Raw genomic sequence first — 13,567 nt, forward strand, 5'->3', positions numbered from 1 at the left:
GCTGCCTGCCTCCCGAAGACAGATATCTTTACAAATTGTCCATGCCCGCGGCGCCCTATCCAGGGCTGCGGGTTCCGGGGTATTCTCGGCCCGAAATCCCATCGGCCATGCCCTACTCCGCCTTCCCACCATCGCTGCCCAACCCGCTACAGCCCTTGCCTGCCGCGCAAAAGGTGCTGGTGGTGGACGACGTTCCGGACAACGCCACCATCATCTGCCAGGTGATCAAGGATCTGTGCGGCCCGCTTGTGGCCTACACCGGCGAGGAGGCGCTGGCCCTGGCCCGCCAGTACCTGCCCGACCTCATCCTGCTGGACATCCGCATGCCGGAGATGGACGGCTTCGAGGTCTGCCGCCGCCTCAAGGCCGACCTGCAGACCGCGCATATCCCCATCATCTTCCTCACCGCGCTGACCGAGCCCCATTGCGAGGAACTGGGCCTGAACCTGGGCGCCGTGGATTTCGTGACCAAACCCTTTCGCCCGGCCGTGCTCAAGGCACGCGTGCGCACGCATCTGGAGATTGCGCAGCAGCGCCAGATGCTGCAACTGCTGTCGCACAGCGACGGGCTGACGGGCGTGGCCAACCGGCGTTTCTTCAGTGCCCAGCTGGAGCGCGAGTTCATGCGCCTGCAGCGCCTGGGCGAGCCGCTGTCGCTGGTGATGATGGACGTGGACCACTTCAAGGCCTACAACGACCACTACGGCCATCTGGTCGGCGATGAATGCCTGAGCCAGATCTCCCAGGCCATTCAGGGCGCGCTGCACCGGCCGGGCGACCTGCTGGCGCGCTATGGGGGGGAGGAATTCGTCTGCCTGCTGCCCCATACGGCGCTGGATGGCGCGGTGCTGGTGGCGCAGGGCATCGTCGATGCGCTCAGGCTGCTGGACCTGCCCCATGCCGCCTCGCCCCTGGGCCAGGCGCTGACCGTGAGCCTGGGCGTGGCCTGCATTGCGCCTTCGCCCACCAACAGTGCCCAGCAACTGCTGGCCGATGCCGATCGGCGCCTTTATCTCGCAAAAAACGCTGGTCGCGACCGCATCGTCTGGGCTGGGTGACAGGAAACACCCCCTGAGGCGCTACGCGCCGTTCCCCTCTCTCGCACCTCAGCAACGTCCATCGACGCGGCAGGTCGGCACGACCTGACCGCTGGCATCACGCCATTGCACCTGGCCGGCCGGGGTCTGAGGCGGGGCGGCAGGCGCTGGCTCCTGGGCCGGTTGAACGTTGGAGCGCTGCGGATCGTGCAGCACGGTGGATGAACCCACGCCCACGCCGACCCGCGCGCCGCCCACACCCGTGGAGGCGCCCACGCCTGCGCTGCCCAGCACCTGGCCGCTCTGGTTGACGCCGACGCCAACGCCGACCGGGCCCACGCCCGTGCCGACTCCGGCACTCAGCCCGCCGCTGCCCAGCCCCACGCCCACCGACACGGGGCCGACCGGAATTCCGATGCCCACGCCGCCGCCCACCGAGCCGCAGCCGGCCAGCAGCAGCGCGCAGGCGCCAAGCGCGGTCCACGCTGCCTTGCGGGATGGCTGGGAGGTCATGAAAGCGGAGGATGGAACTGGCATGCCGGACTCTCTGGACAAGGGAAAACACAGGGACGGCCACAGGGTACACCCGCCCGCCAGGCGCACGTTGCCAGCGGTATGCCCGGGTCCATGCCAGGGGCTCGGAGGCAGCGAAACACCCAGGACACGCGGGTTTCTTAGAATTCACCCATTGGCCTGCGGGTCATTCCAGATTCCATGCGCTCCCGGACAGTGCCGTGGCGCCCCGGTGGCGCCAGGCCTGCGCGGCGCCGCTTTCCCCTTCGCTTTCTTCGCGCTCCCTTTTCGCTCCCTTTTCTATGCAAACCCGTTGGCCACCCTATGCGTGGGTGTGTTTTTCCATGTGCGTGGGTGTCATGGGCACCGCCCTGGCCAGCCCGCTGTACCCCCTGTACCAGCAGGCCTGGGGGCTGCAGCCCAGCCACATCACGCAGATCTTCGTGGCCTATATGTTCGGCGCGCTGGCCAGCCTGCTGTTCCTGGGCCGGCTGACCGACCGATTCGGCTTTGTCACCGTGCTGCGCGCCGGGCTGATCCTGATGACGCTGGGCGTGCTGGCCTCCGCCGTGGCCTGGAACGTGCCCAGCTTTGCGCTGGGGCGCGTGGTGATCGGCGTGGCTTCGGGGTTGATCACCACCTCGGCCTCGGTGGGCATGACCCGGCTCAACAACCGGGGCGACCTGCAGCGCGCCGCGGCCACGACCAGCCTGACCATTGCCTTCGGCTTCGGGCTGGGCCCCGTGGTGGGCGGGCTGATCGCGCAGTGGCTGCCCTGGCCGCTGGTCACGGCCTACATCCCCTCGCTGGGGCTGGGGCTGCTGGCCGTCTATGCGCTGTACCAGGTGCGCATTGCCGAGCCGGCCGAGCTGGCCTCCACCCAGGCACGCGCGCTGCACTGGCGCGATTTCATGCCCACCATCACGCTGCCGGAGCGCCGCTTTGCGCGCCACTACGCACTGGGCGGCATGTGCGCGTTCTGCGCCTTCGGCATGTTCAGCCTGTTCGCATCGCTGGCGCCCAGCTTCATGCAGCGCATGGTGCCTTGGCACGGGCCGGCTGTCTCGGGCCTGTCCATCGGCGTGATCCTGTTCCTCTCGGCGGGCTTCCAGTACCTGGCGCGCCCGCGCCCGACCAAGGGCTCGGCCATTGTGGGCTTTGCCTGCCTGGTGGCCTGCAACCTCCTGCTGCTGGTCAACAGCTTCGCGGGCTCGGCCCTGCTGTTCGCGCTCAGCGTGATCACCACGGCGGCGGGCCACGGCCTGTGCAACCTGGCGGGCATGTCCATCGTCAACAAGGTCTCGACACCGGCCACACGCACGGGCCTGCTGTCCACGTACCTGGTGGTCGGCTACCTGGGCACCATCGTGCCCATCCTGGGCCTGGGCTGGCTCTCGGACCATATCGGCATCACCGAGGCCCTGGTCGCCTACTGCATCGTCATGGGTGCGCTGGCCGGCTGGCTGTGCTGGATGTGCACGCGCACGCCCACGCTGCCCATGCCCAAGCACTAGTTCCGCCAAGGGCGCATGCCTGTTCAGCGAAAGTGCGGTCCCGGCCCGTCTTCGGCCAGGCAGTCGCCGTCATTGCGCAGCGGGCAGACCTTGAGGGACAGGCAGCCGCAGCCAATGCAGCCGTCGATCTGGTCGCGCAGCTGGGTCAGGCCCTGGATGCGCGCATCCAGGGCATGGCGCCAGCGCGCGGACAGCGCGGCCCAGTCGACCTGCGTGGGCGTGCGGCCGCTGGGCAGGTCCTGCAGCGCCTCGGCAATCTCGGCCAGCGGCACGCCCATGCGCTGGGCCACCCTGATGACCGCCACGCGCCGCAGCACGGCACGCGCATAGCGGCGCTGGTTGCCGGGCGTGCGCAGGCTCTCGATCAGCCCCTGGCGCTCGTAGAAATGCAGGGCCGAGACGGTGATGCCGCTGCGCCGGGCGACTTCGCCCACGGAGAGGATGGCCGGCCCGTCATGGTCGGACGCGGTGACACCGGCAGAAGACAGATTCATGGCAGCAGGAAAATAGGCGCAGGAAAAATAGGTCCAAGCAGGCCTGCATTTGACCTCAACTTTGGTTGAGGTTTCACACTGGCAAGCCTCGCCGCCCGGTCCGGCCCACTCTCAGACTCCAAGCCATACATGCCACACGACGCACTTGCCACCTCCTCGGCACAGCCCGCAGCTTCCACGGCCCCGCAACTGCAGCATCTGCAGCCCGCCGGCCTCTACGACGCCACGCCCAACGGCTACACCCATGTGGTCACCGTGCACGGGCCGGCGCAATGGGCCTTCGTCTCGGGCCAGGGGGGCGAGAACCAGGCGGGCGACCTGCCCGACAGCTTCGCGGTCCAGGCGCAGCAGGCGCTGTCCAACCTCAAGCTGGCGCTGCAGGCGGCGGGCGCAGACATGGGCCAGGTGGTCAAGCTGACCCTGCTCATCGTCGACCACTCGGAGGCCCGCTTCAACGACTGGCAGGCCGCCGTGCGCCTGCATTGGAGCGACGGCGCCCCCGGCGATGGCGCCCCCGGCAATACCCTGCCGCGCTTTCCGGCCTGCACCCTGATCCCCGTGCCCCGGCTGGCCCTGCCCGGCATGCTGATCGAGGTCGATGCCGTGGCCGCACTGCCCGCCCACGCCCAGCCCGCACGGCCGCCGCTGTGGGTCTGAGCCATCCGTTTGCCACCCATAAGCAGATAACACAGGCATTCGTCCGATGAACAGATCCTCCCCGGCCCCCGCCCTGCCCTCGCCGCCCATGCAGGCCACCGCCACGCCCGTGCTGCCCCAGAGCACCCTGCTGCTCATGGCCACGGCCTGCGGCCTGTGCGCGGGCGCCAATTACTTCAACCAGCCGCTGCTGCACTCCATCGCCATCGACCTGGGCATCAGCGAGGCGCGTGCCTCGCTGACGGTAACCATGGCCCAGGTCTCCTATGCGCTGGGGCTGCTGCTGCTCGTGCCGCTGGGCGACATGCTGGAACGCCGCCGCCTGGTGCTGGGCCTGATGCTGCTGGCCGCGCTGGGCATGCTGGCCAGCGGCATGGCGCACAGCTTTGCGCTGCTGGCGGCGGGCACGCTGATGACGGGGCTGTTCTCGGTCGCGGCCCAGGTGCTGGTGCCCATGGCGGCCAGCTTTGCGGCGCCCGGCGCCAGCGGGCGCGCCGTGGGGCTGGTCATGAGCGGGCTGCTGATCGGCATCCTGGCGGCGCGCAGCGTGGCGGGCCTGCTGTCGGAGCTGGGCGGCTGGAATGCCGTCTACTGGGTGGGCGCCCTGGCCACGGCCGGCGTTGCCCTGCTGCTGCGGCGCGCGCTGCCCCTGGCGCAGCCGGCCCAGCCCATAGGCTATGGCGCGGTGATGCGCTCCCTGCTCACGCTGGCGAGCGAGCAGCCGCGCCTGCGCAGCCGGGCGCTGATCGGCGGCATGGGCTTTGCCACGGTGAGCGTGCTGTTCTCGACCATGGCACTGCTGCTGGCCGGGCCAGGCTACGGGTTTGGCGATGCGCAGATCGGCCTCATCGGCCTGGTCGGCGTGGCCGGCGCCCTCATGGCCAACATGGCCGGCCGGCTGGCCGACCGGGGGCTGGAGCAGCGCACCACGCTGGCAGGCGGCCTGCTGATGCTGGCGGGCTGGGGGGCGCTGTGGCTGGGCGGCACCAGCCTGTGGTGGTTTCTGGCGGGACTGCTCATCGTCGATGCCGCGCTGCAGGCTCTGCACATCAGCAACCAGAACGTGATCTATGCGCTGGCACCCTTGGCGCGCTCGCGCATCAATGCGGTCTATATGACGGGCTATTTCATCGGCGCCTCGGCAGGCTCGGCCGTGGGCTCGGCGGCCTGGCTGCACTGGGGATGGACAGGTGCCAGCATGGCGGGCCTGATTCTGAGCCTGGCCACGCTGGCCGTCGTGGCCTGGGACAGAAGCCTGGCGCGTCAGACCCGGGCAAACGCGTAAGAAAGAGCACCAGCCTGCGGCACGCTGCGCAAGAATGCACTGCAAACGTGCCGTCTTGCGCGCCTTGCCATGCAGGAAACGCACCAATCCGATGCGCCAGCGCACCAGCATGGCGCAACCGCCACTGCACCGGATTGGCACGCTAAATGCATGACAAAGGCCGTTACAACCACCACGCCCTGTACCGCCCGTCACGCCCATGTCCGCAGCGCTACCGATCACCGCCGTGCCCGCTTGCGCCTCGGGCTGGCAGGCCATGCTGGACCTGCGCTTCGGGCACCGCGCCGGCCAAGGCAGCGTGCTTTCCCACGCACGCCACAGCGGCCCGCTGCGCGTGCAAAAACCGCTGCACCCCGAAGGCCCCGGCATCTGCCATGCCGTGCTGCTGCACCCGCCCGGCGGCGTGGCCGGCGGCGACCAGTTGCAGATCAATGTGACCGTGGAGCCCGGCGCCCACGCCCTGCTGACCACACCGGGCGCCACGCGCTGGTACAAGTCCCAGGGCCGCCCGGCCGCGCAGCGCGTGCGGCTGCGCGTGGAAGAAGGCGCCATCCTGGAATGGCTGCCACAGGAAAACATGCTGTTCGCCGGTGCCGACGCCACCATGGCGCTGGACCTGGATCTGGCGCCGGGCGCGCGCGCCATCGGCTGGGATGCCGTGGTGCTGGGCCGCTATGGCGCGGGCGAGCACTGGAACCACACCGGCGCCGCGCCCACCGCTGCCGCGCGCCTGCAGCTTCACAACCGGCTCGCATGCGGCGGACGGCCGCTGTGGCTGGAGCAAGGCGAACTGCACGCCGGCCATGCCCTGCTGTCCAGCCCCGTTGCCTGGGCAGGCTTGCCCATACAGGCCAGCCTCTGGGCCGTGGCCCCCGAACCCCTGGCGGCCATGGAGCCATTGAGCGAGCAACTGGCCGCCAGCCTGCCCTGGAGCGATGAAGTGCGCGCCGGCGCCAGCCTGCTGGCCGGCCAGGGTGGCGCGCCCTCGGTGCTGCTGCTGCGCGTGCTGGCCCGGCGCATGGAGGCGGCACGGGCCGTGCTGCATGAAGGCTGGCGCCTGCTGCGCCCGGCACTGCTGGACATGCCTGCCCGCCCTCCCCGCCTCTGGGCCACCTGATCAACGGAGACTCATCCATGGAACTCACCCCGCGTGAAAAAGACAAGCTGCTGCTGTTCACCGCAGCCCTGGTGGCCGAGCGGCGCAAGGCGCGCGGCCTGAAGCTCAACTACCCCGAGGCCGTGGCGCTGATCAGCGCCGCCGTGCTGGAGTGGGCACGCGACGGCAGGACCGTGGCCGAGCTCATGCACCTGGGCACCACGGTGCTGACGCGCGCCGATGTGATGGAGGGCATTCCAGAAATGATCCCGGACATCCAGGTCGAAGCCACTTTCCCGGACGGCACCAAGCTGGTCACCGTTCATCACCCGATCGTTTGAGGAGATCCGCCATGTTCCATCCCCGCCTTCTGCTCGCCCCGGCCCTGCTGGCCGCCGCCACGGCCGCCAGCGCCCATACGGGGGCCGGCGCCCACCTGCACGCCGGCGACGGCGCCATGCAGGCCCTGATGGCCGGGCTGTCCCACCCCATCGCGGGCCTGGACCATCTGCTGGCCATGCTGGCGCTGGGCCTGTGGTGCGGGCTGATGCTGCAGCGCCAGTGGCTGCCGCCCGTGGCCTTTGCCGCCTGCATGGCGCTGGGCCTGGCGCTGACGCAGACCCCGCTGGAGCTGCCGGCCGTGGAGCCCATGGTGGCCGCCTCGCTGCTGGCCTTCGGCCTGCTGCTGGTGGCCCAGCGCCGCCTGCCCGTGGCCCTGGCCATGGTGCTGGCCGGCGCCTTCGCGCTGTTTCACGGATACGCGCATGGCGAGGTCTTCCCCCACGCGCTGCCCGCAGCCGTGTTCTGGGCCTACATGGCGGGCATGGTCGCCACCACGCTGGTGCTGCATGCGCTGGGCGTGGCCTTTGGCCGGGCCATGCGCGGCGGCACGGCATCGGCCTGGGCCGCACGCCTGGCCGGAGTGGCCGCCATGGGCTACGGTGCCGTGGCGCTGGCAGGCTGAGCGCGGGAGCCGCACATGACCGAGCGCATCATCCCCGGCGAGCTGCTGGCCGAGCCCGGCGAGATCCTGCTGAACGCAGGCCGGCCCGTGCAGACCCTCACGGTCACCAACACCGGCGACCGGCCGGTGCAGGTGGGCTCGCACTTTCATTTCTTCGAGGTCAACGAGGCCCTGCACTTCGACCGCGCCGCCGCACGCGGCTGGCGGCTGAACATCGCGGCCGGCACGGCCGTGCGCTTCGAGCCCGGGCAGGAGCGCACCGTGGAACTGGTGGAAATCTCCGGCGACCGCATCATCTTCGGCTTCAACGCCAAGGTGATGGGCAGGCTTTGAAGTACCCCCTGAGCGGCTACGCCGCTTCCCCCTCTCTCGCTTCGCGGGAGGGGGACGACACCCTCGGTGCGGGGCGGCCCTTCCTCGGTGTCCCCGGGTTGGACCACGCCGGTTTTAAGTACAACGAGCAACGCATAGCGTCGTAGACAACAGAAAGGGAATGCTATGGCAAGCATCACGCGCCAGGCCTATGCCGAGATGTTCGGCCCCACCGTGGGCGACCGCCTGCGGCTGGCCGACACGGCCCTGGTCATCGAGATCGAGAAGGACCACACGATCTACGGCGAAGAGGTCAAGTTCGGCGGTGGCAAGGTCATCCGCGACGGCATGGGCCAGAGCCAGCGCATGGCCGCCGACTGTGCCGACACCGTCATCACCAATGCCGTGATCATCGACCACTGGGGCATCGTCAAGGCCGACATCGCCATCAAGAACGGGCTGATCGCAGGCATAGGCAAGGCCGGCAACCCGGACATGCAGCCGGGCGTGACCATCGTCATCGGCCCCGGCACGGAAATCATTGCGGGCGAGGGCATGATCGTCACGGCCGGCGGCATCGACACGCACATCCACTTCATCTGCCCGCAGCAGATCGACGAGGCGCTGACCAGCGGCGTAACCACCATGATCGGCGGCGGCACGGGCCCGGCCACGGGCACCTTCGCCACCACGGTCACGCCCGGCCCCTGGCACATGGAGCGCATGCTGCAGGCCGTGGACGGCTACCCCATGAACATCGGCCTGCTGGGCAAAGGCAACGCCAGCCAGGCCGCGCCGCTGCGCGAGCAGATCGCGGCAGGCGCCATCGGCCTGAAGCTGCACGAGGACTGGGGATCGACGCCCGCCGCCATCGACTGCTGCCTGGGCGTGGCCGACGAGACCGACACCCAGGTCGCCATCCACACCGACACGCTCAACGAGGGCGGCTTCGTCGAGGCCACGGTGGCCGCCTTCAAGGGCCGCACCATCCACACCTACCACACCGAAGGCGCGGGCGGCGGCCACGCGCCCGACATCATCAAGGTCTGCGGCGAGGCCAACGTGCTGCCCTCGTCCACCAACCCCACGCGGCCCTACACGGTGAACACGCTGGACGAGCACCTGGACATGCTCATGGTCTGCCACCACCTGGATGCCTCGATTGCCGAGGACATCGCCTTCGCCGAAAGCCGCATCCGCCGCGAGACCATCGCCGCCGAGGACGTGCTGCACGACCTGGGCGCCTTCTCCATGATCTCCAGCGACAGCCAGGCCATGGGCCGCGTGGGCGAGGTCGTGCTGCGCACCTGGCAGACCGCACACAAGATGAAGGTCCAGCGCGGCAGCCTGCCGGGCGACAACGCGTGCCACGACAACTTCCGCGTCAAGCGCTACGTGGCCAAGTACACCATCAATCCCGCACGCACGCATGGCATCGCCCATGTCGTGGGCTCGGTCGAGGTCGGCAAGCTGGCCGACCTGGTGCTGTGGCGGCCGGCGTTCTTCGGCGTCAAGCCCAGCCTCATCCTCAAGGGCGGCAGCATCGCCAGCGCCGCCATGGGCGACCCCAACGCCAGCATTCCCACGCCCCAGCCCGTGCACTACCGGCCCATGTTCGCGGGCCAGGGCAGCGGCGTGGCGGCGGCCAGCCTGACCTTCGTCTCGCAGGCCGCCCAGCAGGCCGGCGTGGCAGACCGCTACGGCCTGCGCAAGCGCACCGTGGCCGTGGAAAACTGCCGCAGCGTCAGCAAGCGCGACATGGTGCACAACGACTGGCAGCCCGACATCAGCGTCGATCCCGAGACCTACCAGGTCGTGGCCGACGGCCAGCTGCTGACCTGCGAGCCCGCCACCGAGCTGCCGATGGCGCAGCGGTATTTTCTGTTCTGACTATCTGGTCATCCCTATGCAGAGCAGATTCACACGTTTGCATCGCCTGAAGAAGATGTACCCGTACCACCCGGAAGATGATCATCCGGGTCATAGGCAAAAAAGGTGACACTGCCGTTCGCAGACTCCCTCATGTACAAACGGTCACCTTCGCCGAGCTTCAAACGCCTCAGCAACTCCTCGGGAAAGATCAATCCCAAGGCATCTCCTACCTCGATCAGTTTGACGGCGAACATGATGACCCCTCCTTTGCTGTCTTCGGTTGCGTCACGCGGTACCCACTCTTAGTAAAAAGCAAATCCATGCTCACCGTCAACAAACACATGCCCCAGGGCGGCGGCCTTGCCGCCGTGCTGGTCAGGCGCGCCGCCACGCTGGAACTGGACTGGGACATGCGCCAGAAGAGCCGCTTTGCGGCCATCGACTCCACGGGGCGCGAGCTGGCCGTGGTGCTGGCGCGCGGCAGCGTGCTGCGCGGCGGCGATGTGCTGGTGGCCGAGGATGGCAGCCTGGTCGCCGTGCGCGCCGCGCCCCAGGCGGTGTTGCGCGTGACGGCGGCCACGCCGCTGGGCCTGCTGCGTGCGGCCTACCACCTGGGCAACCGGCATATCCCGGTGGAGGTCACGCCCACGCACCTGCACCTGGAAAACGACCCCGTGCTGCACGACATGCTGCTGCGCCTGGGTGCGCAGGTGGCCCTGGTGGATGCGCCCTTCGAGCCCGAAGCAGGCGCCTATGGCGGCGGCCACCGCCACGGCCATGACGCCAGCTTTGCCGAGGACCAGGCGCTGGCGCAGAGCGTGTATGCGCTGCATGACCATGGGCACGAACACGGCCATTCCCACGACCATTCCCACGATCATTCCCACGGGCATGAGCATGGCCACGACCACAGCCATGACCATGACCATGACCATGACCACAAAGGCTGCTGCGGACACGGGCACGGCCACGACCATCCGCATGGCTGACCTGTCGATACAGGGGCTGTGCGCCCTGCTGCACCTGGCATCGCCCCAGCTGCCCGTGGGCGGCTTCAGCTATTCGCAGGGGCTGGAGGCCGCCATCGAGCACGGTCTGGTCACGGATGCCGGCACGGCGCGCACCTGGATTGCCGATGCGCTGGCCCACGGTTTTGCACGCTGCGAGGCACCGCTGTGGCTGCTGCTGCGCCGGGCCTGGAGCGCAGGCGACGAGGGGGCGGTGCACGAATGGAACCAGTGGTTCATTGCCAGCCGCGACAGCCGCGAGACCCGTGCCGAGACGCTGCAGATGGGCTGGTCACTGCACAGCCTGCTGCGCTCCGTGCCCTGGGGCGGCGAGGCCTTTGCGCCCCGCATCGCACAACTGTGCGCCCTTGTGGAGGGGCCGGGCCTGGCCTATCCCACGGCCTTTGCCTGTGCCTGCGCCGCCGTGGATACAGACGAGGACCATGCCCTGCTGGCCTATGGCTTTTCCTGGCTGGAGAACCAAGTGGCCGCCGCCATCAAGGCCGTGCCGCTGGGCCAGGTGGCGGGCCAGAGCCTGCTGCTGGCCCTGCATCCGCTGCTGGAGCAGGCCGTGGGCGAGGCACGCCGCCGCGCCAGCGAGGCGCCGCCCCGGCTGGACACCATGCTGCCCCAATGGAGCGTGCTGCAGGCGCGGCACGAACACCAGTACTCCCGGCTCTTCCGGTCCTGATCACTCACCCCAAGTCCACCATGAACACCCGCACCAAGAAACTCCCCCCGCTGCGCGTCGGCATCGGCGGCCCTGTCGGCTCCGGCAAGACCACGCTGCTGGAGATGCTGTGCAAGGCCATGCGCGCCCACTACGACCTGGTGGTCATCACCAACGACATCTACACCAAGGAAGACCAGCGCCTGCTGACGGTGGCCGAGGCCCTGCCGCCGGAACGCATCATGGGCGTGGAGACCGGCGGCTGCCCGCACACGGCCATCCGCGAGGACGCCTCCATCAACCTCGAAGCCGTGGACCGCATGCTGCGCCAGTTCCCCGAGGCGGACATCGTCTTCATCGAAAGCGGCGGCGACAACCTGGCCGCCACCTTCAGCCCCGAGCTGTCGGACCTGACCATCTACGTGATCGACGTGGCCGGCGGCGAGAAGATTCCGCGCAAGGGCGGCCCCGGCATCACCAAGAGCGATCTGCTGGTGGTCAACAAGACCGACCTGGCGCCCTACGTGGGCGCCAACCTGTCCATCATGGAAGCCGACACGCAGCGCATGCGCGCCCACAAGCCCTATGTGATGGGCAGCGTGAAAAGCGGCAAGGGCCTGCGCGAGGTGATCGACTTCATCACCGAGCGCGGCCTGCTGCCGCCCATGCCCGCGCAGGGCTGAGAAAACAGGGCCTGCCCGCCAGCCGGGAAGTGCAGGCCTACTGCGCCGGCCCCGTGGTCTTGGCCTTGGCCCGTGGCAGGGTGGCTGCGCTGCTGGAGGACACCAGCGGGTTGCCGGTGGAGGTGGCCGCGCCATCCGTCTGGCGCCATGCCGAGGGCTTGGGCGCCACCACGGGCTGCGGTGCGGCGGCAGCACGGCTGCGGTTCCAGGCCGGCAGCAGCACGCGGCGCACAAAGCCCATGTCCAGCACCAGCCACAGCAGAACAGGCGCCAGCGTGGGCACCATCAGGCCCCCCATCTGGTAGCCGTAGACAATGGCATTGAGCTGCCATCCCTGGAGACCCAGCACATTGAGGTCCAGCTTGGCAGCCAGGCACAACTGCATCAACACCTGCGTGACCACACTGAAGGTCTGCAGCGGCAGCAGCGCCACATACCCCACCAGGATGCGCCACCACCGGCCCGGACCCCAGGCCGCCAGCAGCATGGCCACCAGCACCGGCAGGCCGTAGCCGTAGCGGGCAGGATCGACCTCGACGATGGCCTCGGCGCGGCGCCAGCCGGTCTGCTCGTTGGAGACCTGGACCGAGGAATTGACGACCAGGTTGCGGGGCGTCTCCAGGTCCACGCGCTGCACCCAGCCGTTGGCGGCGTTCTCCAGCACCCACTTGCTCATGCCGGACACCGGCACGGCCAGCCAGCCGGCCGCCAGCGTCCAGGCCAGGGTCAGCACCACGATGCCGCCCATGGCCAGGGCCGCGAAGCGCGAGATGGGATTGCGTCCGATCATGGCCTGCTCCTCAAGCGGCCACGGCGGCGGAAGCTGCAGCGGCGGGCGGCAGCGGCGGCTGGCCGCCGTCATCCTGCGACGGCGCCTTGCGGCCGCTCCAGCGCACCCACAGCAGCCAGAACACCAGCACGTCCAGCATGATCAGCGCCTGCCAGAGGTATTCATGCGCGAAATTGAAGGCCGTGGTGCTCCACTGGCCCAGGTAGAACAGGCTGATGACGCGCAGCACGTTGATGGCCTGCACGGCCACGAAGCCGGCCAGCAGGCCCACCAGCTTCTGGCGCCATGACGAGGGGAAGGCCATCACGGCGGCAAACAGCACGATGTAGGCCTCCAGGCCGTTGCAGCCGGCCTCGATGGAGACGCCGAAGCCCGTGGCCGTGTTCCACAGCACCTTGCCCGTAGCCGAGGCCGTGCTGTCGAACCAGGTCACCAGCGAGGCGCAGATGTGCGCCAGAAAGGACGTCCAGGGCAGCACGATGTGCTGCTGCACCCAACTGAGCAGGTTCAGCCCGAACATCGTCAGCTGGATGGCCAGAAAGATCAGAAAGAAGCGCAGCATGGCAGGTCTTGGAGTGTTGGTTGCCGGGCTTGCGACCTGGCAGTTGCGAAACAGTGTCCCTCTATAGGCTCGCATTATCTTCGGACCGCTCAAAGACGACAAAGGCCGGTG

General features: G+C 68.9%; 17 protein-coding genes. 12 read left to right on the forward strand and 5 right to left on the reverse strand.

The features are described 5' to 3' along the window. The first annotated feature begins 107 nt into the window (after nt 1-107). The gene (locus IB269_RS12720) at nt 108-1,058 is read left to right on the forward strand and encodes a diguanylate cyclase (RefSeq protein ID WP_013804322.1); all 951 of its coding nucleotides are present in this window, start codon (nt 108-110) and stop codon (nt 1,056-1,058) included. Between the two features lie 48 nt (nt 1,059-1,106). On the opposite strand, the gene IB269_RS12725 is transcribed toward IB269_RS12720, so the two are convergent. Then, nucleotides 1,107-1,574 carry a hypothetical protein gene (locus IB269_RS12725; protein ID WP_071954279.1) on the reverse strand — a complete coding sequence of 156 codons (468 nt, stop codon included), beginning with the start codon at nt 1,572-1,574 and terminating at the stop codon, nt 1,107-1,109. Between the two features lie 320 nt (nt 1,575-1,894). Here IB269_RS12725 and IB269_RS12730 point away from each other — a divergent pair, with 320 nt between their 5' ends. Beyond that, nucleotides 1,895-3,064 carry an MFS transporter gene (locus IB269_RS12730; RefSeq protein ID WP_034390128.1) on the forward strand — a complete coding sequence of 390 codons (1,170 nt, stop codon included), beginning with the start codon at nt 1,895-1,897 and terminating at the stop codon, nt 3,062-3,064. A 23-nt stretch (nt 3,065-3,087) separates the two neighbouring features. Here the strand turns inward: IB269_RS12730 and soxR are convergent, their stop codons facing one another. Further along, nucleotides 3,088-3,558, reverse strand: a complete 471-nt coding sequence (gene soxR, locus IB269_RS12735; protein ID WP_192367307.1) for a redox-sensitive transcriptional activator SoxR — start codon at nt 3,556-3,558, stop codon at nt 3,088-3,090. Between the two features lie 129 nt (nt 3,559-3,687). Between soxR and IB269_RS12740 the strand changes: the two genes are divergently transcribed. From IB269_RS12740 to ureC, 7 genes are all read left to right on the forward strand, one after another. Beyond that, nucleotides 3,688-4,215, forward strand: a complete 528-nt coding sequence (locus IB269_RS12740) for a RidA family protein (RefSeq protein WP_043825763.1) — start codon at nt 3,688-3,690, stop codon at nt 4,213-4,215. A gap of 46 nt (nt 4,216-4,261) precedes the next feature. Next, the gene (locus IB269_RS12745) at nt 4,262-5,500 is read left to right on the forward strand and encodes an MFS transporter (protein ID WP_192367308.1); all 1,239 of its coding nucleotides are present in this window, start codon (nt 4,262-4,264) and stop codon (nt 5,498-5,500) included. Nucleotides 5,501-5,699: 199 nt separating this feature from the next. Continuing rightward, nucleotides 5,700-6,617, forward strand: a complete 918-nt coding sequence (locus IB269_RS12750) for an urease accessory protein UreD (protein WP_192367309.1) — start codon at nt 5,700-5,702, stop codon at nt 6,615-6,617. Nucleotides 6,618-6,634: 17 nt separating this feature from the next. Further along, complete coding sequence (locus IB269_RS12755) at nt 6,635-6,937, forward strand: urease subunit gamma (RefSeq protein WP_012203116.1); 303 nt, start codon at nt 6,635-6,637, stop codon at nt 6,935-6,937. An 11-nt stretch (nt 6,938-6,948) separates the two neighbouring features. Then, entirely contained in the window at nt 6,949-7,560 is a 612-nt protein-coding gene (locus tag IB269_RS12760; protein WP_034390122.1) for a HupE/UreJ family protein, read from the forward strand. A 27-nt stretch (nt 7,561-7,587) separates the two neighbouring features. Beyond that, nucleotides 7,588-7,893, forward strand: a complete 306-nt coding sequence (locus IB269_RS12765; RefSeq protein ID WP_175403235.1) for an urease subunit beta — start codon at nt 7,588-7,590, stop codon at nt 7,891-7,893. 165 nt (nt 7,894-8,058) lie between these two features. After that, nucleotides 8,059-9,762 carry an urease subunit alpha gene (gene ureC / locus IB269_RS12770; RefSeq protein WP_192367310.1) on the forward strand — a complete coding sequence of 568 codons (1,704 nt, stop codon included), beginning with the start codon at nt 8,059-8,061 and terminating at the stop codon, nt 9,760-9,762. A 29-nt stretch (nt 9,763-9,791) separates the two neighbouring features. On the opposite strand, the gene IB269_RS12775 is transcribed toward ureC, so the two are convergent. Continuing rightward, entirely contained in the window at nt 9,792-9,998 is a 207-nt protein-coding gene (locus IB269_RS12775) for a hypothetical protein (protein ID WP_192367311.1), read from the reverse strand. Nucleotides 9,999-10,064: 66 nt separating this feature from the next. Here IB269_RS12775 and ureE point away from each other — a divergent pair, with 66 nt between their 5' ends. From ureE to ureG, 3 genes are read left to right on the forward strand one after another with little or no spacing between them, the layout of a single operon-like run. Then, nucleotides 10,065-10,733 (forward strand): urease accessory protein UreE, encoded by a 669-nt coding sequence (gene ureE / locus IB269_RS12780; protein WP_192367312.1) that lies wholly within the window; start codon nt 10,065-10,067, stop codon nt 10,731-10,733. Continuing rightward, complete coding sequence (locus IB269_RS12785) at nt 10,726-11,442, forward strand: urease accessory protein UreF (RefSeq protein WP_192367538.1); 717 nt, start codon at nt 10,726-10,728, stop codon at nt 11,440-11,442. The genes ureE and IB269_RS12785 overlap by 8 nt, the downstream gene beginning before the upstream one ends. Nucleotides 11,443-11,462: 20 nt before the next feature. Next, on the forward strand, nt 11,463-12,104 hold the full coding sequence (gene ureG / locus IB269_RS12790) for an urease accessory protein UreG (RefSeq protein WP_012203110.1): 642 nt from the start codon (nt 11,463-11,465) through the stop codon (nt 12,102-12,104). Between the two features lie 37 nt (nt 12,105-12,141). Here ureG and IB269_RS12795 read toward each other — a convergent pair whose 3' ends face one another. Together IB269_RS12795 and xrtH are read right to left on the reverse strand one after the other, a co-directional pair. Next, nucleotides 12,142-12,894 (reverse strand): exosortase H-associated membrane protein, encoded by a 753-nt coding sequence (locus IB269_RS12795; protein ID WP_192367313.1) that lies wholly within the window; start codon nt 12,892-12,894, stop codon nt 12,142-12,144. Between the two features lie 10 nt (nt 12,895-12,904). Then, entirely contained in the window at nt 12,905-13,456 is a 552-nt protein-coding gene (xrtH, locus tag IB269_RS12800; protein ID WP_063327363.1) for an exosortase H, read from the reverse strand. Nucleotides 13,457-13,567 lie beyond the last annotated feature (111 nt).

Source organism: Delftia sp. DLF01 (assembly GCF_014852125.1).
Classification (GTDB): domain Bacteria; phylum Pseudomonadota; class Gammaproteobacteria; order Burkholderiales; family Burkholderiaceae_C; genus Comamonas; species Comamonas acidovorans.

Excerpts from the sequence above, each read along its gene's own strand:
- IB269_RS12720 (WP_013804322.1), top strand. The coding sequence starts at position 108 with ATGCCCTACTCCGCCTTCCCACCATCGCTGCCCAACCCGCTACAGCCC.
- IB269_RS12725 (WP_071954279.1), bottom strand. The coding sequence starts at position 1,574 with ATGCCAGTTCCATCCTCCGCTTTCATGACCTCCCAGCCATCCCGCAAG.
- IB269_RS12730 (WP_034390128.1), top strand. The coding sequence starts at position 1,895 with ATGTGCGTGGGTGTCATGGGCACCGCCCTGGCCAGCCCGCTGTACCCC.
- soxR (WP_192367307.1), bottom strand. The coding sequence starts at position 3,558 with ATGAATCTGTCTTCTGCCGGTGTCACCGCGTCCGACCATGACGGGCCG.
- IB269_RS12740 (WP_043825763.1), top strand. The coding sequence starts at position 3,688 with ATGCCACACGACGCACTTGCCACCTCCTCGGCACAGCCCGCAGCTTCC.
- IB269_RS12745 (WP_192367308.1), top strand. The coding sequence starts at position 4,262 with ATGAACAGATCCTCCCCGGCCCCCGCCCTGCCCTCGCCGCCCATGCAG.
- IB269_RS12750 (WP_192367309.1), top strand. The coding sequence starts at position 5,700 with ATGTCCGCAGCGCTACCGATCACCGCCGTGCCCGCTTGCGCCTCGGGC.
- IB269_RS12755 (WP_012203116.1), top strand. The coding sequence starts at position 6,635 with ATGGAACTCACCCCGCGTGAAAAAGACAAGCTGCTGCTGTTCACCGCA.
- IB269_RS12760 (WP_034390122.1), top strand. The coding sequence starts at position 6,949 with ATGTTCCATCCCCGCCTTCTGCTCGCCCCGGCCCTGCTGGCCGCCGCC.
- ureC (WP_192367310.1), top strand. The coding sequence starts at position 8,059 with ATGGCAAGCATCACGCGCCAGGCCTATGCCGAGATGTTCGGCCCCACC.
- IB269_RS12775 (WP_192367311.1), bottom strand. The coding sequence starts at position 9,998 with ATGTTCGCCGTCAAACTGATCGAGGTAGGAGATGCCTTGGGATTGATC.
- ureE (WP_192367312.1), top strand. The coding sequence starts at position 10,065 with ATGCTCACCGTCAACAAACACATGCCCCAGGGCGGCGGCCTTGCCGCC.
- IB269_RS12785 (WP_192367538.1), top strand. The coding sequence starts at position 10,726 with ATGGCTGACCTGTCGATACAGGGGCTGTGCGCCCTGCTGCACCTGGCA.
- ureG (WP_012203110.1), top strand. The coding sequence starts at position 11,463 with ATGAACACCCGCACCAAGAAACTCCCCCCGCTGCGCGTCGGCATCGGC.
- IB269_RS12795 (WP_192367313.1), bottom strand. The coding sequence starts at position 12,894 with ATGATCGGACGCAATCCCATCTCGCGCTTCGCGGCCCTGGCCATGGGC.
- xrtH (WP_063327363.1), bottom strand. The coding sequence starts at position 13,456 with ATGCTGCGCTTCTTTCTGATCTTTCTGGCCATCCAGCTGACGATGTTC.